The sequence below is a fragment of the Fibrobacter sp. UWB13 genome (genome assembly GCF_900177805.1).
GTDB lineage: Bacteria > Fibrobacterota > Fibrobacteria > Fibrobacterales > Fibrobacteraceae > Fibrobacter.
In genome coordinates this window covers 53,929-75,441 of the sequence record NZ_FXAX01000006.1, presented here as the reverse complement: position 1 = coordinate 75,441, position 21,513 = coordinate 53,929, and the positions used below count along the sequence as shown (strand labels likewise).

The following is a 21,513-nucleotide window of genomic DNA, read 5'->3' as shown; positions in this document are numbered from 1 at the left end:
TTTGTATTATATGGGGTGATTCGTTTCATAAATAACATAAAACCCTTGAAAAAATAGCGTTTTGATTCTATATTTTGTAGTCCTAGGCCCTGCGCAATGATTATTTGCGGGCAACTCGCCAGGGCGAAAGCAGCAACGGACTTGCGGATCTTTATGTGCTCAGGTAGCCTAGGATTTTTTATATTGCGCCCGGCAAGGGCGTTTTTTTTTTGCCCTAAACCCCACGACCTATCACCTAAGAGCCTATCTATGATTCTTTGGACGATTCGACATACTAAGCCATACAACCCAAAAGATGTTTGCTACGGAAGACTGGACTTTGACGTCTCCCCCACGTTCGAAGAAGAATCGGACAAGGCCCTCAAAGCCTTGGTTGAAGCAGAAGCAAAGCCGACCCGTCTTTTTTCGAGTCCGCTTATCCGCTGCACCAAGTTTGCAGACAAAGCATCCAAGTTGCTAGAACTCCCTGTCGAAAAGGAACCCGCTATCATCGAGCTCAATTTCGGAACATGGGAAGGTCAAAAGCTGACTGCAGTCCCCCGTTCAGAGATGCACGCTTGGACGAGCAACCTCCGTGGATACAGGTTCCCCGAGGGCGAGAATTTTTATGACATCGACGAGCGTGCAGGAAAGTTCTTGGACTCACTCCCAGACGATGGAGAATTCCTGTGCATCACGCACGCAGGCGTAATCGCCTCATTGCAGCATTCACGCTGCGGACTGCCAGACGAGGTCTTCGTTGAGGGAATGTTTACGTACGCCATGGTAACACGTTTTGAATTTACTCGTAATGCAGACGGGATGTACCACGGAACGTTTACGAAAATTCACGACGGCATACCAATGCCCTCGCTCAAGATGGAAAAGGCTTAAAAATCCAAAGTCATGACGGCTTGGGCGCCGCCTTCAAAATTCGGAAGAAGAGCCATGTGCAAGGGGCTGTCGAAATCGCTCAGAAGCGCATCAACAGCGGCATCGGCGATAGAGTACAAGTAAATTAACGCACCACCCCAAATATACGTATTGCGGTTCTTTCGATAGTACGTCACACGTTCCTTGATGCGGTCATATTCTTCAGATGACGTATTCTCCCTTTCAATCAAGTGCTTACGATCAAGGTAATAATTGACCATGTTCTGCGAAGTGGCTACACTCGCCACAGCGCCAAGAATGCCCATATAGACTAGGCCCGCCTTACCAAAATCGCGATTAAAAATCTGTCCGCCACCGGGCAACAGCGCCCACAGCATCGCAGTCTTCATATCACGATATTCCGTGCTTCGATGGTTGTTGTTGAACCAAATTCCAAACGTATCAAACATGCCGTAAAGGTGTATGCCGATAAGCCATGCGACTTCTGCCTTACGTACATCCTCCTGTTCCATTTTTTTGTCACTCTGGGCACGCACGCGCTCGAGGAATTCCACACGCTTTCCATGATAATACTGAATACTATCGCGAGGACCATTCAAAAGCCGAGACGAGAAATAAAGAACTGAATCCTGGAAGGGACGGGCACGATCTAAAAGACGATCTTTTTGATAAGACCTGTTGAAGAAAACGTCATAAATCAGCAAACCCTCGATGCCCGTCAAGAACCCGCCACGGACGTAATGTTCCGTGTAATATTGACCACCACCGGGAAGAAGGCTGAAAAGCATCGCGTACTTGAGAGAATTGCGCTTTGTCGGGATGTCCCATTCATTCACGGGAAGCGTATCAATAGCTTCAATCCCCGTCTTGCCCCTTAAAAGCGGAGTCGTAGAGACTTCAAAATCAGCTTCGGCAGGAGCTTCCGTAGGCTCCTCGTCTTCGGATTCATCGTCTTCATCGGCTACAGATGTTTCGACATTACCACCAGCAGATACAGCAGCACGCCCCTGAGCCGTATCGGGGGCAACAGAGGGCGCTACAGCCTGAGCAAAAAGCGAGGCACAAAGCATAAAAAGCGCCATTATGGTGGTTTTTAAAGTCATTGACGGCGAATATAGAAAAAGTTTATACGAGCGGCGCCAGAGCCTGGAGTTGCAAGAGCTTGAATTTATTTAATTTTTGCGGCAAATGGCGATTCCCACTCGGAGGCGGGAATGACAAAGCGAAATGCAGGAATAACATTTTTTAAGAAATCCATCAAATTGTCTGTTTTTGACATTTAATGTTTTTAACTTATGGGTATAACGATGAACGAGATAATCAATATCAAACACGAAATTCACGAACTAGCCATGAAAATCAAGGAAGAACTGATCAAGCGCGGTGAGATGATGGCAACGGCGGAATCCTGCACGGGCGGGCTTATCGCATCGAGCATTGTCAACGAAGCGGGCTCTTCTGCGATTTTGAAGGGTGGAATCGTCGCCTACCAAAACGAAGTCAAGCACGACTTGCTGGGTGTGGACGAGGAAATCTTGGCAAAATACGGTGCAGTCAGCGAACAGACCGTTAAAGCCATGGCAGAAGGCGCTCGCCAAAAATTCCACTGCGAATGGGCGGTCGCCACTTCGGGAATCGCGGGACCCACCGGAGCAGAACCAGGAAAACCCGTCGGTACGGTTTGGATGTGTGTCGCCAATAGTTTGCAAAATGAAGCTTTTTGCGAAATTTTTGCAGGAAACCGTGAACAAATCCGTGAAAAAAGCGTGTATATGATAATGAGCAAGCTTCTTTTTTTACTGAATGGTCAAAAAAGCACTTGCACAAAAGTTCACTAATTAGTATATTAACAGAAAAAAGATAAAAAACGGAGTCCTATATGGCTAAGAAAACAACAACACCCACCAGCAACCTTTCCAGCGAAAAAGCCAAAGCAGTCGAAGCGGCAATTGCCCAAATCGAAAAGAATTATGGTAAAGGTTCCATCATGGCCCTCGGTCAACAGCCAGTCGAAGATATCCCGGTCATTCCGACGGGTTGCATCCAGCTCGACATGGCTCTCGGCGTAGGCGGATTCCCCCGCGGACGTATCATCGAAATTTATGGACCGGAATCTTCCGGTAAAACAACTCTCGCATTGCATGCGATTGCCGAAGCCCAGAAGCTTGGTGGCGTTGCTGCATTCATCGATGCTGAACACGCATTTGACGCGGTCTACGCCCGCAAGCTCGGTGTCGATATCGAATCGCTCCTCGTGTCCCAGCCGGACACCGGTGAACAGGCTCTCGACATTGCCGAAACGCTCGTGCGTTCTGGCGCTATCGACATCATCGTCGTGGACTCCGTTGCAGCTCTTGTACCGCAGGCAGAAATTAACGGCGAAATGGGCGACAACCACGTCGGTCTCCAGGCTCGTCTCATGTCCCAGGCACTCCGCAAGCTTACCGGCATTCTCTCCAAGTCGAACACCTGCATGCTCTTTATCAACCAGCTCCGTATGAAGATCGGTGTGATGTTCGGCAACCCGGAAACGACCACCGGTGGTAACGCGCTCAAGTTCTACGCTACGCAGCGTATCGACATCCGCCGTATCGCCGCTATCAAGAACGGTGAAGAAGTCATCGGTAACCGCACCCGCGTAAAGATTGTGAAGAACAAAGTTGCCGCTCCGTTTACCCAGTGCGAATTCGACATTCTCTACGGTGTGGGTATATCTCGCGAAGCCTCCATTCTCGACCTCGCCTGCGAACTGGACATCATCCAGAAGAGTGGTTCCTGGTTTAGCTACAACAACGAACGCATCGGTCAGGGTCGTGAAAATACACGCCTGTTCTTGAAGGACAACGTAGACCTCTGCAACGAAATCGAACAGAAGATTCGTGAAAGCATGAAGGACGTGGAACTCTTCAAGCTCGGTGAAAACGATGCCGTCGATCTTGGCGACGACGGAGAAGGCGAAGCGATCCAAGAAGAAGCTTAACAAGGAGATGCCCGCTCAGTAGCGGGCATGACAAAGAACATTTTCTTCCTGAAAAACACAAACCTCGACCTTTCCTTTTAGCCATTGGGATGGGTCGGGGTTTTCTTTTATACAAAAATTTATCTATATTCGATTTTATGATTAGAGGCATAAAATTAACAGCTTTCGCCATTTGTATTTCAGCCGTAGCAACAATGGCCAACAGCAGCTTGCAAAAAGTTTGCCCGCACCTCTTAACGAATTCAGCCATGATTATCAATGTCGAAGGGAAATTCGTAAACGAGGAAAAAAACAAGACTAACATCAAAATCGAATGGAGACATCACAACGATGCTCTCGACACCTTCTTTGTAAATTCCAGCGGCAGCCGCCCGTTCAATTACATTACAGCCGGCAAATTTCGCTACATGGAATTCGAAGGAGGAAAAATCAAACGACAGCTGGGTCTCCATCATCTCCGAGAAAACATCGGCAATACACCGCTCAAGCTTGACGATTTGGAACTTTTGGCAAACGGTTATTTCAAGTGCCCTGACTCTACAAAACTGGAGCAAAATCCCAATGTATTTTCAACGGCAGTTTCGAATACCTGGTGGAGTCTAGTCGTTGACACCCTCCCCAATCCGGAAAAAGCCGTAATGCGCGGAGCCCCGAAGAAACCCCGCTATTTTTCTATCACGAACTGGAAGTCCTTTGCGGGCGACATGCTCCCGACCTTGGCAAGCATGTCTAGCGAAGATTACAGCGGAAGCCTTTGGATTCGATCCGCCTACCCTGCCCAGGCTCTAGAAATGGACCCGGTGCAAAAACCTGTCAAACCAAAGATTTTGCTCCCGGTGCCTAAGTTATTTGGAAAAATTGCTGTGGAAGGGGAACGAAAAATACCCCTTATACTCAAGCTGAATCAAAAGCTGCTGAGCGAATGAACCATTGTAAAAGCGCTTTTTATCGCGGCTCCAGCCACCAAATTTGACAATAAAATTACGTAATCCCTCATTCCATGTGAAATGAGTTCCAAGAAGCACCATTCGGTAGCTCAAGGATTCTTTTTTTACGCTACCACCACTGCGTAAAAGTCCCGTTTTGATATAACAGCCTTCGTAAAGGATGGATATAAAATCTGATACCGGGAAGCGTCCAAAGCTCTGAAATTCAACAATGTAGTCGCGGCTGAACACTGGAATATTGCGTTCGTAATCGTAGCTTTTACCTTCGAAATCTGTGCTAATATCGGTCAACACATAATGAGCGCCAAGCCCGATAACGCCTCCATGGGGTAAGTAGTAGCTAAAATCAACGCTCATGTCAAAAAGCTGTGCGTAGTCAAAATCGGACGAATCCGACTTGCCTACATGATCGAAGATGTAATCGGAATTCCAGGTCTCTGCGATATGCCCCTTCCCCTTGACATCGGCATTCACCATTTCGAGATTGGACTTGAAATAAAAATAGCTTTCGTAGGCAAAACCAAATTCAATTTGTGGGTTTATCTGGAACGGCCTAAGTCCAAGTCCTGCACGGAATCCACCGTAAAACGGAGAAAGCTCAATAGAGGCGTCCATCTTGAGGTACGACGAAGCAAGACCAATAGATTCACCGTAATTCAAGGGCTGCAAGGGTTCAAGCCACGTGTATTGCATACCGACATTTGCCTGCGGCACCCACTGTCCCCAGACAATCGGAGAATTCGCCATGCCTCCCCAAGACAAATTCGGACCATACCGCAATCCGACCAAACTAGACTGGTCCACCCAGACAGCACCAAAGCTCAAGGCGCCCAAAAACGCAACATTAAGTAAAATAATTTTAAACAAAGCGTTAATCTTATTCATTTCAGTGTAAAATCTAAAAATTATTTAGCTACTCGCGCAATAAATTCTTATTTTGTGGTCATCAAATACAAGGAGATCCAATGAAATTTTCACATCTGTGCGCTATATCCTTCGGTGCACTCATGCTCTTTGGATGTACGAACAGCAAGTATTCGTCGCCTGTGCTGATTGAACGCGGCGTCGGCCAAAACGAATACGAACGCGAGTACTTCATTTCCAAGGAAAGCATGGGCATCGACAAGCACTTGCAGAACACATTCAAGCAGGGGTACATCGAAGAAGGCATGACGACCGACATGGTGAACCTCCTGTGGGGACCTCCCGACCACGAAACTGCTGATGGCATGGTCTGGGAATACTTCACTCGTGAAGGTAAACTCATCACACGTCTCTTCTGGAAGTATCCGGAACAGGCTCGTCTGAAGGGTTACGAAGGCGAAAAGGTTCTCGACAAGATCGAAGGCGACCGCTATGGTGGATCTCCTCCGCCGTCTTCTAGCCGTTCGAGCACGTACGATCACTAGTGTTTGACGTTGGTCAATAGTCAGTAGTCATTAGTTTATATTGGCGGTAAAGCCGCAACAGTTATTCTAACAACCAATAACTAATGACTATGAACTAAAAAAGCACTGCTCCCCTTGGTTGAACCGCCGAGGGGCTTTTTTTTATGCAAATTACAAGAGTCTATGCGAGCAAACACTCGTCAAAACTCAAAAATTTTCTACATTTACGCGCGTTAAATTTTAAACCTCTCAAGGAGTTAATTATGCGTCAGTATATCATTGCTGGTAACTGGAAGATGAACAAGACCGTTAGCGAATCCGTTCAGCTCGCTAAGGATATCGTGGAAGCCGTCAAGGACGTGAAGAAGACCGAAGTCGTTATCGCTCCGACCTACCTCGCCGCTGCTAAGGTTGCAGACGTCATCAAGGGCACGAACGTGAAGCTCGCTATCCAGGACATCCACTGGAAGGACCAGGGCGCATACACGGGTAAGGTTTCCATTGACATGGTCAAGGAAATCGGTGCTGAATACGTGATCATCGGTCACTCCGAACAGCGTCAGTACTTCCACGAAACGGAAGAAACCGTGAACCTCAAGGTCAAGAAGACTCTCGAAGCTGGCCTCAAGCCGATCATCTGCATTGGTGAAACTCTCGACCAGCGCAACGGCGGCATCCTCAAGGAAATCCTCGGCCTCCAGATCAAGGGTGCTTTCAAGGACGTTTCTGCTGAAGACGCTGCAAAGTGCGTTCTCGCTTACGAACCGGTTTGGGCAATCGGTACCGGCGTTACCGCTACGGACGAACAGGCTCAGGACACTCAGGCTTACGCACGTTCTGTCGTGAAGGAAATCTACGGCGAAGCTGTTGCTGAAGGCATGCGCATCCAGTACGGTGGTTCCATGAAGGGTGCAAACGCTCCGGGCCTCCTCGCTCAGAAGGACATCGACGGCGGTCTTATCGGTGGTGCAGGCCTCAAGGCTGACACCTTCAAGGCAATCATCGACGCTGCTGAAGCTAAGTAACTTTTAACGAAAGGAAACGTCACTAATGACAACTCTCTTTTGGGTATTGATCGTCCTCCACGTGTTTCTCTGCTTCTTCCTCGCACTCCTCGTTCTCGTCCAGAACGACAAGATGGGCGGTTTGGCAGGAATCGGTGGTATGACTTCGCAATCTGCATTTTCTACCGCTGGCGCAGCGACCTTCATCCAGAAGTTGACTCGTGTCGTTGCTGTGATTTTCTTCATCGTGGTTTTTGCTCTTGGTCTCATCACGGCTAAGCAGGATCAGGCTGTCGAAGAATCCGCTATGCAGAAGGCAACACGCGAAAGCGCTGCCGAACAGGCACCGGAAATTCCGACACTTCCGGCTACATTCAACGCTCCGGCTGAAGCAGTTCCTGCAGCACCGGCTGCCGCTGAAGTCAAGGCTGAAGCTCCGGCCACACCTGCTGCCGAAGTAAAGACCGAAGCCGCACCGGCTCCTGAAGCTGCTGCTCCGTCAGAAGCTCCGAAAGCTAAGAAAGGCAAGAAGAAAGCCGCAAAGTAAAAGTTTAGATTGACTTGGTTTCAAGTCGGTCAAACCGCATTCAGAAGTCCGCCCTCGAAAGAGAGCGGATTTTTTTGTTTTTGATTATCTGAGCGCCCACATTTGGTAAGGGTTGCTAAATTTTAATTGGAATTACATCAAGGATTTTTATGCAGAACACACTCGTTTCTCCGGTTGGAATTTTGGGTTTTGGCGTTGAAGGCCAGAGCACGTTGCGTTACCTTTTCCGCGAAGGCGTCAAGGATATTGTCGTGATGGACAAGAACCCGGTGACGCTCCCGGATGTGCCCGCAGGCGTAAACGTCAAGGTTAGCAGCGGCGAAAACTATTTGGACGGACTCAAGGACTGCGTGACCGTTGTGCGTTCAGCGGGCGTTTATCCGATGAGCAAGGAGCTGTTCCAGTTCCAGATGAACGGCGGGCTCATGACGAGCCAGATTCAGCTGTTTTTAGAACAAACTCAATCAAAAACAACCGTAGGTGTCACGGGAACACTCGGCAAGGGTTCTACTGTGAGCATGATCAGCCACATTTTGGACAAATGTGGCAAAGCGAACGCCATCGGCGGAAACTTTGGCGTGCCGGCATTGGACTTACTCGAAGACGAGACTCCGGACCGTATTAGCATCTTGGAACTTTCGAGTTTCCAGCTTATGACTTTGTCCGTATCGCCGGATGTAGGCGTAGTATTGCGCGTTTCAACAGAACATTTGGACTGGCACAAAAGCGTTGAAGAATACCGCGATGCAAAGGCAAATCTTGTGCGCTGGCAAAAGCGCGAAGGCACATGCGTTTATCTGAAAGACGCAGAACCGACCGCAAAAATCGCATCGGAAAGTCCTGCCAAGACAAAGTATGCAGTAAGCCTCGCCGATGGCGCAAGCAATGGAGACGGAGACGCCGTAATTGACGGCGCTACACTTACGATTGACGGCGTGACGCTGTACCTCGCCGACTGCAAAGTGCGCGGCATCTACCAGCTCGAAAACATGGCTGCAGCAACGCTCGCTTGCAAAGCTTTGGGCGTAAAAGTCGCCGATGCGTTTGAAGCACTCAAGAGCTACGAGACACTCCCCTTCCGCATGGAATTCAAGGGAGAAAAACGCGGTATTGAATTTTATAACGACAGCTACGCCACTCGCCCAGACGCTACGATTGCAGCAACCGGCAGCATGAAGCGTCCGTTTGCGTTGATTCTCGGCGGTTCTGAAAAGAATGCCGACTTCACGGAACTTTCAGAGATTCTCGTAAAGCAGCGCCCGAACCTGAAGCGCGTGGCACTCATCGGTGCAACGGCAGAACGCATGCTCGCCGACTTGAAAAAGGCAGGCGTAGACGAAGCCGGAATCAAGACAGCCATCTTCCCCACACTCGAAGAAGCTTTTGCAGACAGCTTGAACATTGGCGAAGGCGGTACGGTCATTATGAGCCCCGCATGCGCAAGCTTTGGGCTGTTCAAGAATTACAAAGTCCGCGGACAGGTGTTTGATAAGCTCGTTGAAGGGGTTTAAAATTTTTTTATAAAAATGCGCACAAACCCCTTTACAAGATCAAACATTTAAACTAAATTTGTGCCGTTCCGCTAAGGACCACGCGGTCGTGGTGGAATTGGTAGACACGCTAGCTTGAGGTGCTAGTGGGAGCAATCTCATGACAGTTCAAGTCTGTCCGACCGCAGAAAAAGACTCGATGAAAATCGAGTCTTTTTTCATTTAGTTTAAAACGCAACTAAAAATGCGTACGCCGACCCCGGAATAAATCCGGGGTGACAATGTCAAAAAAAAATCAATTATTTTTGCAACAAGAGTTTCCAAAATCAAAAAATTATACTATCTTTGTGTTCGTTCCGCTAAGGACCACGCGGTCGTGGTGGAATTGGTAGACACGCTAGCTTGAGGTGCTAGTGGGAGCAATCTCATGACAGTTCAAGTCTGTCCGACCGCAGAAAAAGACTCGATGAAAATCGAGTCTTTTTTATTTGCATTGACGCCCTTCCACACTACCCCATAAAATTCTACATTTGCAATCATGAACCGTTTTGAACTGAAAAAGACGTCGAAGAAATCCAAGGCCCGTCTGGGTGTTTTGCACACCGACCACGGCGACATCCAAACGCCGATTTTTATGCCGGTGGGCACCGAAGCGACCGTTAAGGCCGTGACGCCCGCACAACTCAAGGAAGACATCAAGGCTCAGATTATCCTCGCTAACACGTACCATTTGTACTTGCGCCCCACAACGCCGAAAATTGCGGCCGCAGGCGGTATCCACAAATTCATGAGCTGGAACGGCCCTGTGCTCACGGACAGCGGTGGATTCCAAGTATGGAGTTTGAAGGACTTGCGCAAGATTAAGCCCGAAGGCGTTGAATTCAGAAGCATTCTGGACGGTTCCAAGCACTTTTTTAGCCCAGCAAGCGTGATGAACGCCCAACGCGAAATCGGCGCGGATATCATCATGGCGCTCGACGAATGCACACCTTACCCGAGCACGGTCAAGGAAGCGGAACACAGCTTAAACTACACGCTCCGCTGGACCGCCGAAGCAATGGAATGGCTCAAAGAACACCCGCCCATCCACGGTTACGATCAGCAGTTCTTTGGCATTATCCAGGGCGGAATGCACACACATTTGCGCAAGCAGGCCATCGAACGCATCGCGGAACTCGGCCCCGATGGCTATGCCATGGGCGGACTTTCTGTCGGCGAACCGACCGAAACAATGTATGAGATTGCGGACTTCTGCACCGACTACTTGCCAACAGACCATCCGCGCTATGTGATGGGCGTCGGAACACCGTGGAACTTGCTGGAATTGATTGGTCGCGGCGTCGACATGTTTGACTGCGTGATGCCCACGCGCAACGCCCGCAACGGCATGCTCTTCACAAGCGAAGGCGTGCTCCGCTACAAGGCTGCCCGCCACGCCGAAGAATACGACAAGCCGGTCGACCCGAATTGCGACTGCTACTGCTGCCGCAACTTCAGCCGTGCTTACCTGCGACACTTGCACCATGCAGGCGAATCGCTCGGCTACACGCTCGCCAGCATCCATAATCTGCACTTCTACTTGCACCTCATGCAAGAGGCAAAGGATCACCTCGCCGACGATACATTCGAGGAATGGGCAAAAGCGAAGTGCGAAGTGCTGCAGCGCGATTTGCAATAGGTTCTGAGTAAGGCGATGCCGGAACATAGTCCGGCATGACAACCCGGCTCCTCCCGCAATTGTATAACGAAAAATAATGGTTTCCCTCCCTGACGGTCGAGGATGACAGGAGTCAGGATGACGAAATGCAAAAACGCCCCGGACTAAAAGTCCGGGGCGTTTTTGATGGTTACTTAAGCGCTCCGTGAAGGAGCGCTATCAGTCTTTACTTGATGGAGATACGAGCAGTCTTTGCTGCACCGTTCATCATCACACGCACAACGTAGTTGCCGTTAGCCATGTTCTTGAGAGAGAACTGGTTTGCACCGGCAGAGACGTTAGCAACGCGGCTGTCAACAACGTGACCCATCATGTCGAACACCTGGATACGAGCTTCACCAGCCTTGCTGAAGTTCACGTTGAGCATATTGCCCTTGAAGCCGACCTTGATGCCGCTAGCAGCGCGAGCAACCGTCTTGAAGCCGACCTTCGGCACTTCGACGCACTTGAGATCATCCACATAGAGGTAGTTGATTGTCGGCTGATAGACAATACCCTTGTAGCCAATGACTTCCCAAGCCATCTTCTTGATAGCACCCCAGTTGAGGTCCTTCGGATCTTGAGTCCAGTTCGGCTGAGCAATGTCTTCGACATTGATGACCATGGTCTTCCAAACCTGGGAATCATCAAGCGGATATTCGTGGTAAGCGTAGTCCGTCACAGAACCATCCTGAACCTTGAAGGTATGAGCGGAACCCTTGTAACGGTAGCTGATAGCACCGCACTTGCTCAAGTCAATACCCTTGGAGGTATCAGCATTCGTGTTGAGGCCGAGAGCCACAAACGGAGCTTCAGTATAAGTTCCCTGATCCCAATTGATGTCCTTCAAGCCAACATAACCCTTAGTGCCATTCGTCGGATCTTCAGTACCCGGGAAGGCAACCACATAACCGCCAAGCTTTTGGTCATAGACGTTAGAAATAGAGGACTTTCCACCCGGTTCCTTATCCGTGTAAGCGTACCAGGTACCAGTCGTCTTGAGAACTTCATCAAGATCTTCAACATCGTCGATATCGACAACAGTCTTGTAGGTTACCGTAGCAGAAGAACCCGGAACGATTGCGCTAGAAGAAGAGACTGCCTTTGCGCTGCTAGAAGAACCCGCAACAACAGAAGAAGAGCTCTGACCAACTGCAGCACTAGAAGAAGACTTCGGAGTTTCGCTAGCACCACCGCTAACAGCAGTGAAGGAAAGACCATCGCACTTCACGTCATCCACATAGAGGTACGGATACTTGGGTTGGTTCATATCGTCCGGAACCTTTTCGAGGCCCTTGATTTCCCAAGAAAGACGAGTTGCATTTTCCATCTTGATCGGCTTGGAGCGAGAATCATCACCCCAAGTTTCCTGCTTCAACATGTCCGTCGTAATTTCGACTTCCTTCCAGCCTTCAGAAGCGTCCTTGTTCACGCGGTGATAGTTGTAGTCGGTAACATCGGTCGTTTCGATTGCGAAGTTATGGCTTGCACCCTTGTACTTGTACTTGATGGTCTTGCACTTGGAGAAATCTGCATAAGCCTTCGGGGAATCCTTTGCCGGTTCCTTCAAAAGCGTGAGGAACATCTTGATGTACGGACCGTAAGTAAGGGAACCCTTACCGATCTTAACATCCTTAAGGGCAGCAACATACTTGGACGTATTCTTGGTATCGCCGCTGACCGGGTAGACAACCTTATAGGTCGTGTTGCCAAAGTCATCTTCAATCTTTTCGTTAGAAATAGAGCTTGCGCCACCGTTTTCCTGGTCTTCAACAGCAGCCCATGCACCACCGAGGTAACCATAACGGTCGCCATCTTCCATGTCATCGAGAATGGAAGTCGTAGCGCCATTGGCAACGCCAGCAGAGAAGCCACTTTCTTCAGAAGCAGAACCATTCTGGAGGCCGCAATCCTTATAAGTTGCACCACCGAGCTTGCCCTTCACATACTTACCAGAATTGGTGTAAGTGAAACCATTTTCGAACACGGCATTAGCAAATGCAGCAGAAGTTTCGTTCATGGCAGAAGCGTTCCAGTTTGTCCAGGACACGCCCTTCTGAGCCATCCATTCTACCCACTTGTTGCTGGAGCCTTCATCCGGCTGGCCATCACCGTTAGCATTGACGGTACCCCATTCGGTAGCAAACACAGGCACGCCTGCAGCCATAGCCGTTTCTGCAGCCTTGTTGTAACCGCCATCGCCCATATAGTGAGTTGCGGCATAGAAGTGGAGCGTGCAGCCATAGTTCTTGTCGTTGATGCCTGCGGAAGCGCAAGCATTCGGCTGGCTGGACCATCCCGGGCTACCCACGAGGATGAGGTTATTAGAATACTTACGAATAACCGGAATAACCTGATCGGCATGCTGCTTCACGGCTTCCATGCTTCCGGTCGGTTCGTTCCAGATTTCGAAAATCACGTTGTTGTAGGAACCATATTCCTTGGCTGCGTATTCAAAGAACTTGACAGCGTCAGACGTAAAACCGTCAGAGCTTTCGATGTGCCAGTCGATAATCACGTAAATGTCTTTGTCAATAGCAGCGTTCACCACAGACTTGAGCAAAGCCTTCTGGAAGCCTTCGCCACCCGTCGTGTAAGAACGGCCCGAGCTATTGAACTTTTCGTCAGCGGCACCAAGAGCAAAACGCACAACTTCGATACCCATGTCGTCAACCAAACGGTTGATGCCCTTTTCAGAGTAGAAGTCGGTAGAATAGGTGTTGCCCGAGCTCCAGAAGAGGCTCATACCCTTGACCTGAACAGCCTTTTGAGAGTATTCCGGGCAAGAACCAGAAAGCTTGCCACCATTTGCGACGAGTTCACCGTATGTGCTCACAGGGCCAACACGGCTAGCAGTCACTGCCATGGCAGAGGTCACGGCAGCGCACGTCAATAATGCGAAGACTTTTTTCATAAACATCCTTTTGGGTTCACCCAATCTCCGCAATCACAAATCCCAAGCGAAAGATATATAATATGGGGTTACTATAGTTGTAATTAATTTGGAAACATTCAAAAACGCTCAAAAAACGGCATTTTGATTAAAAATGTTTACTAAAGTCAGTAGTCATCAGTCAATGGTCAATAGTTTTTTTTAAGCCCCCAAAAGATCCTTCAACCAAAGACTAATGACTAACAACCAATGACCAATAACTAGTTCTTCACGAACTTCATGGTCTGCAAGCCGAGAGAGGTCTTGAAGCGGACGATGTAAACGCCAGCGCGAAGCATGCTCAAGTCAACAACACGTGCGTATCCTACATTCGTGTAACCAGCAAAATTGACGCGACTACCATCGATACCGACGATATCCAAACGGATGACGTCTGAGGTTCCGATGACAAGGCTAGACGTGCGGGAATCGTAGAAGATTTCGCGAGATACCGTCGGCATCACATTTGCGAGACCGATAGTCCCTTCCGAAGAGCTCGAGGATTCAACCTTTTCGCTACTGGAGCTAGAGGAAGATTGCGTTTTTTCACTTGACGAAGAGACCACGGAACTGGACGAAGAATTCGGGGTTTCAGAAGAACTCGAAGACTTTGCAGAACTTGAACTTTCAACCTTCACGCTGCTAGAGCTAGACTTCGGAGATTCGCTCGAGGAGCTCAGAATGACGCTGGAGGAAGAGGACTGCGGCGCAACGCTAGACGAAGAATATTCCACCACTTCCCCATTGCTACCCTTATAAGCCATGAGAGCGTCTTTGAGCGCCTGGTTCACGTCCGAAGACGCATCGTCAACAGAATTGTCAAAGGTCCACTTGAAATCGCCCCCCTGCAAACGGCCAGCGTAGGCACGCACGTTCGCCACAGCCTGTTCTGGAGAATCTGCCGTGTAGCTGTACATGATGGACTTGTCCGTATCGAAGTTGTTGTACGTATTTTCGCCCGAATAGGACTTTACGCTAGACGGCACCTGAGTATCGCGACTGCTAACCACATAAGCGTCAAAATCGACCTTGGAATCAATATCGCCAATTGCAGTTTCCGCACCCTTGAGAACATACTTGCTTGCACCATACGGAATGAACGTGTAAGAGCCTTCCATGTGGTTGTTGTAAGCCTTGATTGTACCGCCCGCTTCCTTGCTGAACGTACCGTTGTTCGTCGGATCGCGCTTGGTTCCGCTTGCATAGACGTCGGTTCCCTGCAACGAGGTCATCATCGGATACTTGCAGTTACGGAAGTAGTTTGCTTCCATGAACACGGACGAACCGAGCGTAGAACCAGCGCCGTACTTGGCATTGCCATCGTAATAGTTGTTGTACACATGGGCGCTGTAGTAACGCACACGCGGATGACGGCTATCGGAATGATCGTACCAGTTATGGTGATACGTGATGTAATAGCCCCCATCGGCACCTTCCTTAAGGCCGAGCAAATTGGACTTGCCATTATCCCAGAAATGGTTGTAGCTAAAGGTCACATAAGTCGATAGCTTGCAATCCAAGGCGCCATCGCCCTTGACCTGGTCCTTGTCGCTACCCGCATGGCCGTAGAAAAAGTCATTATTGTGGACCCAGATATACTGGTTATCCTGCTGGAGCGTGATGTTGTCGCCTTCGTCGGAATCAACATTCATAATGCCGATGTTTCGGATTTCCAAATCCTGGGTTCCTTTGACGCGGAAACCCCAGCCATTTGCAGTCGCATCATTACCGATGCCTTCAACAGTCATCGAAAGGCCCTCTTTTTTGCCCATATCGATGGTGATGTCGCCCTTGTCGGTCACTTCGGGGTCCGTCACATTTCCCAGGAGACGAATCACCAACGGGCGCTTATCATAGCCCTTCTTGAACGAAGTTAAGATATTTTGGAGGCCCACACTTTCCGTAACGGCGCCCTTGTTGCTCGTGACGACATCCAGCTTGACCGTGTTCTTTGTCGATTCCGAAATGTAGAGGACGACAGCTCCCGATTTGAGCGTACCGTCTGCGTTATAGGCGCCCGGAACATGTCCGTTGCTAAACGCGAATCCAGCGCGGTCATGCGCCTTGACCGTCAAAGACTTGGAAGTTGTCGATGCAGTTTCCTTGCCACCTTTTACAGATGCGACCTTAAGCGTGTAGTTACCCGCCTTGAGGCCAACCACATCGACACGGTACTTGGAACCGTACTTGCGGATGAGCGGAGCATCCACCTTGACGTCACTAGCACCAGCGCCCGAATAATAGACGTTGTAGCTATCGGAACCATCAGATGCCCATTCGGCATAGGCCGATTCTAAAGCACCAGAGGCTGTCTGAAGAGAAACTTGTGCATTGGCAACAACAAAAAGACCAGCACACGCGAAAATAGAAACGACGTGTTTCATAAAACATCCCACCACAAAAAGGGCTAAACAATAGCCCCACACCAAGGATTAATATAAAACGTTTGTCAATTTTTCGCAACATATTTTTTCATTGCATTGAAAAAGTTACATAAACGGCGCATTTTGATACATTCCCCAAAAGTGAATTTTATTTTGCGTGAAAATTTTCCATAAAATTTTATATTGTGGACGCTACAGTGTGGATGGGAAACCTTAGAGGATGACAATGTTAAAAAAGTCTTTTTTAGCAGGCCTTGCTGTATTTGGCCTCGCATTCACCGATAGCTTTGCTGCTTTGAGCACGGACGATTACGTCGAAGCTGCATGGATGACCACACGATTCTTTGGAGCGCAGCGCTCTGGTCAAGGTCCGAACTGGATCTTGGACGGCACGAATAATCCGACCAGCTTTACAAAGGATAGCTACAACGGCAAAGACGTGAGCGGTGGTTGGTTCGACTGCGGCGACCACGTGATGTACGGTCAGTCCCAAGGTTACTCCTCATACGTTTTGGCACTCGCATTTGCCGAATTTACGACAGGCTTTTACGACCTCTACACTGGCGATTACACCGACTATAAGGCTAGCAAGGATTACACCCGCAAGGGCGGCAAGCCTAACGACGTGCGTGACCTCCTTGAAGAACTCCGCTATGAAGCCGATTTCTGGGTCAAGGCAGCAATCGACGAAAACAACTTCGTGACCGTGAAGGGAAACGGCAACCAGGACCACATGAAGTGGGTGACTGCAGGTGCCATGAGCAAGCTCGGTACTGGTGACGGTGGCGAACCGCGCGAAATCACAGGAAACGCCAATGACGCCTACACGCCGGGTATGGCTGCAGCAATGCTCGCCGTGATGGCTCGTATCGACCCCGATGAATCTGCACGCGCCAAGTACTTGAAGGCCGCAAAGACTGCATTTGCCTATTCCAAGAAGCACAAGGGCGTTACGAATTCCCAGGGATTCTACGAAAGCAGCTGGTGGAACGGCATTTGGGAAGACGGTCCGTTCCTTGCCGCATTGGAACTTTACCGCACGACCAAGGAAGAAACTTACAAGACCGAAGCCAAGAATTTCTACGACAAGATTGACTTCGGCAAAAACGGATTCTCCCGCTTCAGCTACCCGGATGCAAGCCCGCTCTCGGACCTTCTCGGTGAATTTATTTTCGGGTGGAACCCGCTCGGTGACTACGCCGGCGTGCAGAACTACCTCGACAACATGTACCTCAACGTCACGGACAGCAAGGGTATTTTCAACAAGGACGCCAAGGGCCCGGGTACATTCCCGACTCGCTCTCCGGCAGGCGGCGCATACCTCTACGCCCTTTACGCCAAGTTTGCAAAAGACGATTCTTACGATGAAGCCATCGAAAAGAATATTGCATTCCTTCTCGGCGATAACAGCAATAAGAAGTCCTACGTTGTCGGTTTCAACCGCAATGGCGCTAACGCTCCGACAAGACCGCATCACCGCGGCTACTATGGCAACGAAGACCCGGGTCGCGATGTGAACGGCGCAGGTTCTCCTCCGGAAAAGAACAAGCTCTTGGGCGGCATGATTGCAGGCGACTTCACAAGCGGCAGCCACAACGGTTCTACAGCAGACTGGCAGGTGAACGAAGTTTGTGTGGACTTGAACGCTCCGCTCGTCGGCGCACTCGGCTACATCTTGAGCAAGAAGGCTCCGGTGGAAAAGGTCGCAAGTGACGTTGAAGACCCGGAAGAACAGAAGAAGAAAGAAGAAGAGGAACGTAAAAAGAAAGAGGAAGAAGAAAAGAAGCACCAAGAAGAAGGGATCATTTCTGGTCGCGTTTTGAATACAAATGCATTCAGCATTGTCCGCGGCACTTCCTCGATTACGATCAACAGCGCAAATTCTGTTCCGTTCAAAGTTCAGGTTTTCGGTCTTAACGGCAAACTTGATCAGGAATTCACTAGCAAGGGAGCAACCTTGAATGTAAGCCTCAAGAATAAGGGCATGCAGATCATCAAGGTCACCTCCAAAAACGCCACCAAGACGTTCAAGGTGAATAATTACTAAAGCGGCTCCGCCGCAGTTACTAGTTATTAGTCAATAGTTACTAGTAGAAAATGTCATTGCAAGAGTGCGCGGCACTCGAAGCAATTTGATCGAATTTAGAAGCCCGTGCAAGATGCGCGGGCTTTTTTGCGTTATTGCTTAATGCGTTGAATCGCTTCTTTGAAAATCGCAGGGTCTTGCAACAAGCTCATCACAACCCAGCCATCTTCGTCAAAGTCAAAGAAGAAACCAGGCTGCACAAGCACATGCATTTCACGCAACAAGCGGAGCGTGAGTTCTTCATCATCTTCTCCGAGACGCACAACGGCGTACCAGCCGCCGAGAACTTCAGGGCAATACTTGGACGGAAACGCTTCGCGAAGCGTCTGCCAGTTGGTTAGGAGTCGTTCGCGAGCACGCAATTCGTAAGCGGCAGCTTTGGGCAAAAGCGAAATGCCAAGCGCCTGCGCAGGTGCAGAGACGCTCAAGTATGCGTCTTCGACGAATTCGAGAGCCGCGCGAATTTCTTCGAAATTTTCGCGCGGAGCGTAGAACGCCATCCAGCCGAGCTTTAGCTGCGGCGAGCCAACGGCTTTGCTTAAGCCGTTCAGCCAGAAAATCGGGCATTTTGGACCGTCTTCGGGAAGGTTGATAAAGTCGCCTCCACCCGCATCCCAGAGATCCATCGACTCCACTTCGTTTCGCTCAGGATGACACGAGTCAAAAACAAATTGCCAAGTGCGTGAGACTTTATCCGAGAAGGCGTAATCGCCGAAGACTTCATCGACGACGAGAATCATGTTATTCTCTTCGCAGAATCGCACAGCCTCGTTCCATTCTTCACGCGAGACGCAATGCCCCGTCGGGTTATGCGGAGAAACAAGCAACAAGATTTTCGCACGCTCCGGCGCCGCAAGCAAGCTGTCGGAATCCAGAACAAAGCGGAACGCGTTCACTTCGGCTGGCGCAGAGCGCCGCTCAGTGACCTTTTTAAGGTCGGTGAGCTTGTCGAACCGCTCACGTTTCAGCTTCAAGAAGTACGGCGCACATTCCAAATGTTCAAGCTGCGCAAGCGTATCAAGTAGCGGATAGCCTGGCATCGGCGTCAAAATCACATCGCCCGGATCGCAGAACGTCTTGAAAAGCACAGAATAAGCTTCGCTCGTACTTGCAGTAAGGATAATCTGCCCCGCGGTAAAATTACCACCGCGCTGCTGGTAATACTCCACCACCGCCTCGCGTGCCGATTTCCAACCCGCCGCATCTGGACTCCAGTTGCCAAAAGCTTTACGACCTTCATCAACCGCATCATCCAAATCCACCGGCAAGCCAGCCTTCACAGGCGAGCTCACCGTCATGTCGATAAACGGAAGCGAGTTTGCTCCGACGCACTCTGCAAGAACATCGGCCTTGGCGCGTTCCAGTTCAGCAAAGAACGGCGACGGAGAAAGATCTTTAGGAAGTCGAGATGAAAGCATGGTAGCTCAAATCTAGCAAATGCAAATGGCCCTCTGAAATCCGACTTCCTAATTCACAATTCCATCAGTCTCTGACGCAACGGACGGAATGTCCGTATTTTTGCTTTATAGAGCGTATATTCGTAGTATTGGATGAATAAGGAATATTCATACGGTATGCATAATCATCATTCTCTGGGGTTGAGCTCCAAAAGAAGGCGTTATCTCCCAAATAAAGATAATTGACTTTATCATGTTCGCTGTCATCAATAAATCTTCCACCTGCAGGCAAAGCCGAAAAACCAAATTCATCGTCGCCATTATTAGAAAGGCTCCCCGCTTGAGCTTTGAGGAACTGCCCCGCCATAATTTGACCACCAAATTTAGATTCCAGCACCTTCCATTCATCATAACTCGGCAGATGCCAACCATCCGGGCAGACATCCTTTGCGGCTGTCCAATTATAAAGGCGCCCTAGCAACTTGCAGTATTCAGGTTCATCATTATAGCACCAGCTTCCATTCGCAAGGCTTGGAGTTTTTGTGCTATCCGCATAATTCAAATTCTGAGCCATCCATACCTGTTTGCCAATTTTCTTTGTCTTATAAACCTGTCCATCTCGAGGATCCACAAGAGAATCATAGATAACATTAGGGTTAAGATATTCCTCTCGAGAAACCACACCTAACCATTCGTCAACATGTTCTAAATACAGCGCAGGAGCTTGGATTTTAGGCAAAGAATCTTTATCCATAACGCAACGAACAGGGAGAGGATACCCCTTGCTGTCATCAATCAAGGATACATATAGACGATCTTCATAAATTCTGAATTGATACGCACCTATGGAGTTTACCTCTGTAGAAGTCCATGCATGCGTTGTCTTTCCGACATCAGCAAAATTACCTGCTGAACCGAGCTTATAGCCCGTAGGCAACGCAGAAAAACCATAATCATCAGCATTGTCTTCAACCGACCATCCTCGCTGGGCACGGAGTTCTGCTGCGACGAATTCATTATTGGTACCGCCGTACTTGCCAACGTTGTCGAACAATCTCAGATACTCGTCTTTCGAGGGCAAATGCCAGCCCGCAGGGCACACGCCTTGCCCACTTGGTGGCAGCGAACAAAAATTACCATGTTCACAGTCCTTTCTATCTACCGCGGCAGACCACAAATAATAACGACCATACTTAGCACAATCATCATCGGTACAATAGCTATACGCCGTTTCGTAATTCAGGTTCTGAGCCATCCATACTTGATCGTCAATAATAACAGTCTTATAAACCTGATTGTCTCTTTCATCGAGGATTTCACCATAATCCCCGGCGGCAAGCATTTTCTGATTCAGGTATTCCGTCGTAAAGCACTTGTATTTTTTGCAATCGTAAGTACCAGAGGGTTTTACCTTCGAGGCTGCATAGGTCTTGATTTCTGAAGAACTCGATGAGGCGTTCTTATCCGACGAGCTACTTGACGATTTTGCGGAGCTTGAAGAACTTTCAATTCCAGATTTCGCATCACTTGATTTTTTCGTTTCACTGCTAGATGAATTAGATTCCTTTTTTTGAGAATCGCTAGACTTTATCGCCGCTTTTTCTGACGAACTTGATTTAACGGATTTTGAGTCACTGGATTTGTCGTCATCTTGAATTTCGGATGATGAAGATTCTACATCATTTGCAATGGGATTATTTGATTCATCATCTCCACAAGCGATGAGACTAGACAAAAGAATACAGACGAAAGAAAAATATGCAATGCGTTTATTCATAAACACTCCTTC

At 49.1% G+C, this 21,513-nt stretch carries 16 protein-coding genes, 2 tRNA genes and 1 other RNA gene; 13 read left to right on the top strand and 6 right to left on the bottom strand.

The window, feature by feature from the left end; all coding sequences use genetic code 11:
- The first annotated feature begins 80 nt into the window (after positions 1-80).
- Positions 81-177: signal recognition particle sRNA small type (ffs, locus tag B9Y77_RS15400), an RNA gene on the top strand.
- Between the two features lie 72 nt (positions 178-249).
- Entirely contained in the window at positions 250-873 is a 624-nt protein-coding gene (locus tag B9Y77_RS15395; RefSeq protein WP_085492296.1) for a histidine phosphatase family protein, read from the top strand.
- On the opposite strand, the gene B9Y77_RS15390 is transcribed toward B9Y77_RS15395, so the two are convergent.
- Positions 870-1,976, bottom strand: coding sequence for a DUF5683 domain-containing protein (locus B9Y77_RS15390; protein WP_139829341.1), 1,107 nt, complete (start codon positions 1,974-1,976; stop codon positions 870-872). The two genes, B9Y77_RS15395 and B9Y77_RS15390, sit on opposite strands and share 4 nt — an antisense overlap.
- A gap of 204 nt (positions 1,977-2,180) precedes the next feature.
- Here B9Y77_RS15390 and B9Y77_RS15385 point away from each other — a divergent pair, with 204 nt between their 5' ends.
- The 3 genes from B9Y77_RS15385 (at position 2,181) to B9Y77_RS15840 (ending at position 4,779) form a co-directional block, all read left to right on the top strand.
- Positions 2,181-2,711 carry a CinA family protein gene (locus B9Y77_RS15385; protein ID WP_073442922.1) on the top strand — a complete coding sequence of 177 codons (531 nt, stop codon included), beginning with the start codon at positions 2,181-2,183 and terminating at the stop codon, positions 2,709-2,711.
- Positions 2,712-2,752: 41 nt separating this feature from the next.
- Positions 2,753-3,853, top strand: coding sequence for a recombinase RecA (recA, locus tag B9Y77_RS15380; RefSeq protein ID WP_085492293.1), 1,101 nt, complete (start codon positions 2,753-2,755; stop codon positions 3,851-3,853).
- A gap of 137 nt (positions 3,854-3,990) precedes the next feature.
- Positions 3,991-4,779 (top strand): hypothetical protein, encoded by a 789-nt coding sequence (locus B9Y77_RS15840; protein WP_139829340.1) that lies wholly within the window; start codon positions 3,991-3,993, stop codon positions 4,777-4,779.
- Here the strand turns inward: B9Y77_RS15840 and B9Y77_RS15370 are convergent.
- On the bottom strand, positions 4,699-5,685 hold the full coding sequence (locus B9Y77_RS15370) for a hypothetical protein (RefSeq protein WP_073442928.1): 987 nt from the start codon (positions 5,683-5,685) through the stop codon (positions 4,699-4,701). The genes B9Y77_RS15840 and B9Y77_RS15370 overlap by 81 nt on opposite strands.
- Positions 5,686-5,765: 80 nt before the next feature.
- Between B9Y77_RS15370 and B9Y77_RS15365 the strand changes: the two genes are divergently transcribed.
- The 7 genes from B9Y77_RS15365 (at position 5,766) to tgt (ending at position 10,907) form a co-directional block, all read left to right on the top strand.
- Entirely contained in the window at positions 5,766-6,209 is a 444-nt protein-coding gene (locus tag B9Y77_RS15365) for a hypothetical protein (protein ID WP_073442930.1), read from the top strand.
- Between the two features lie 242 nt (positions 6,210-6,451).
- A complete protein-coding gene (gene tpiA / locus B9Y77_RS15360) occupies positions 6,452-7,213 on the top strand; it encodes a triose-phosphate isomerase (protein WP_073442932.1) in 762 nt (253 codons plus the stop codon).
- A gap of 25 nt (positions 7,214-7,238) precedes the next feature.
- Entirely contained in the window at positions 7,239-7,739 is a 501-nt protein-coding gene (secG, locus tag B9Y77_RS15355; protein WP_085492290.1) for a preprotein translocase subunit SecG, read from the top strand.
- Between the two features lie 149 nt (positions 7,740-7,888).
- Complete coding sequence (gene murD, locus B9Y77_RS15350) at positions 7,889-9,250, top strand: UDP-N-acetylmuramoyl-L-alanine--D-glutamate ligase (RefSeq protein ID WP_085492289.1); 1,362 nt, start codon at positions 7,889-7,891, stop codon at positions 9,248-9,250.
- Between the two features lie 82 nt (positions 9,251-9,332).
- Positions 9,333-9,416 (top strand) — tRNA-Leu (locus B9Y77_RS15345).
- Positions 9,417-9,599: 183 nt separating this feature from the next.
- Positions 9,600-9,683 (top strand) — tRNA-Leu (locus B9Y77_RS15340).
- An 84-nt stretch (positions 9,684-9,767) separates the two neighbouring features.
- Positions 9,768-10,907, top strand: a complete 1,140-nt coding sequence (tgt, locus tag B9Y77_RS15335; protein ID WP_085492288.1) for a tRNA guanosine(34) transglycosylase Tgt — start codon at positions 9,768-9,770, stop codon at positions 10,905-10,907.
- A 205-nt stretch (positions 10,908-11,112) separates the two neighbouring features.
- Here tgt and B9Y77_RS15330 read toward each other — a convergent pair whose 3' ends face one another.
- Entirely contained in the window at positions 11,113-13,839 is a 2,727-nt protein-coding gene (locus B9Y77_RS15330) for a cellulase family glycosylhydrolase (protein WP_254900076.1), read from the bottom strand.
- A 239-nt stretch (positions 13,840-14,078) separates the two neighbouring features.
- Positions 14,079-16,241 (bottom strand): pectate lyase family protein, encoded by a 2,163-nt coding sequence (locus B9Y77_RS15325; RefSeq protein ID WP_085492286.1) that lies wholly within the window; start codon positions 16,239-16,241, stop codon positions 14,079-14,081.
- A gap of 226 nt (positions 16,242-16,467) precedes the next feature.
- Here B9Y77_RS15325 and B9Y77_RS15320 point away from each other — a divergent pair, with 226 nt between their 5' ends.
- Positions 16,468-18,288 carry a glycoside hydrolase family 9 protein gene (locus B9Y77_RS15320; RefSeq protein WP_176221787.1) on the top strand — a complete coding sequence of 607 codons (1,821 nt, stop codon included), beginning with the start codon at positions 16,468-16,470 and terminating at the stop codon, positions 18,286-18,288.
- A 131-nt stretch (positions 18,289-18,419) separates the two neighbouring features.
- Here the strand turns inward: B9Y77_RS15320 and B9Y77_RS15315 are convergent, their stop codons facing one another.
- Complete coding sequence (locus B9Y77_RS15315; protein ID WP_085492284.1) at positions 18,420-19,745, bottom strand: pyridoxal phosphate-dependent aminotransferase; 1,326 nt, start codon at positions 19,743-19,745, stop codon at positions 18,420-18,422.
- A 64-nt stretch (positions 19,746-19,809) separates the two neighbouring features.
- Entirely contained in the window at positions 19,810-21,501 is a 1,692-nt protein-coding gene (locus tag B9Y77_RS15310) for a fibrobacter succinogenes major paralogous domain-containing protein (protein ID WP_085492283.1), read from the bottom strand.
- Between the last annotated feature and the right edge of the window lie 12 nt (positions 21,502-21,513).

What these genes read in the sequence shown, in the direction of transcription:
- B9Y77_RS15395 (WP_085492296.1), top strand. Translation starts at nt 250, where the DNA reads ATGATTCTTTGGACGATTCGACATACTAAGCCATACAACCCAAAAGAT.
- B9Y77_RS15390 (WP_139829341.1), bottom strand. Translation starts at nt 1,976, where the DNA reads ATGACTTTAAAAACCACCATAATGGCGCTTTTTATGCTTTGTGCCTCG.
- B9Y77_RS15385 (WP_073442922.1), top strand. Translation starts at nt 2,181, where the DNA reads ATGAACGAGATAATCAATATCAAACACGAAATTCACGAACTAGCCATG.
- recA (WP_085492293.1), top strand. Translation starts at nt 2,753, where the DNA reads ATGGCTAAGAAAACAACAACACCCACCAGCAACCTTTCCAGCGAAAAA.
- B9Y77_RS15840 (WP_139829340.1), top strand. Translation starts at nt 3,991, where the DNA reads ATGATTAGAGGCATAAAATTAACAGCTTTCGCCATTTGTATTTCAGCC.
- B9Y77_RS15370 (WP_073442928.1), bottom strand. Translation starts at nt 5,685, where the DNA reads ATGAATAAGATTAACGCTTTGTTTAAAATTATTTTACTTAATGTTGCG.
- B9Y77_RS15365 (WP_073442930.1), top strand. Translation starts at nt 5,766, where the DNA reads ATGAAATTTTCACATCTGTGCGCTATATCCTTCGGTGCACTCATGCTC.
- tpiA (WP_073442932.1), top strand. Translation starts at nt 6,452, where the DNA reads ATGCGTCAGTATATCATTGCTGGTAACTGGAAGATGAACAAGACCGTT.
- secG (WP_085492290.1), top strand. Translation starts at nt 7,239, where the DNA reads ATGACAACTCTCTTTTGGGTATTGATCGTCCTCCACGTGTTTCTCTGC.
- murD (WP_085492289.1), top strand. Translation starts at nt 7,889, where the DNA reads ATGCAGAACACACTCGTTTCTCCGGTTGGAATTTTGGGTTTTGGCGTT.
- tgt (WP_085492288.1), top strand. Translation starts at nt 9,768, where the DNA reads ATGAACCGTTTTGAACTGAAAAAGACGTCGAAGAAATCCAAGGCCCGT.
- B9Y77_RS15330 (WP_254900076.1), bottom strand. Translation starts at nt 13,839, where the DNA reads ATGAAAAAAGTCTTCGCATTATTGACGTGCGCTGCCGTGACCTCTGCC.
- B9Y77_RS15325 (WP_085492286.1), bottom strand. Translation starts at nt 16,241, where the DNA reads ATGAAACACGTCGTTTCTATTTTCGCGTGTGCTGGTCTTTTTGTTGTT.
- B9Y77_RS15320 (WP_176221787.1), top strand. Translation starts at nt 16,468, where the DNA reads ATGTTAAAAAAGTCTTTTTTAGCAGGCCTTGCTGTATTTGGCCTCGCA.
- B9Y77_RS15315 (WP_085492284.1), bottom strand. Translation starts at nt 19,745, where the DNA reads ATGCTTTCATCTCGACTTCCTAAAGATCTTTCTCCGTCGCCGTTCTTT.
- B9Y77_RS15310 (WP_085492283.1), bottom strand. Translation starts at nt 21,501, where the DNA reads ATGAATAAACGCATTGCATATTTTTCTTTCGTCTGTATTCTTTTGTCT.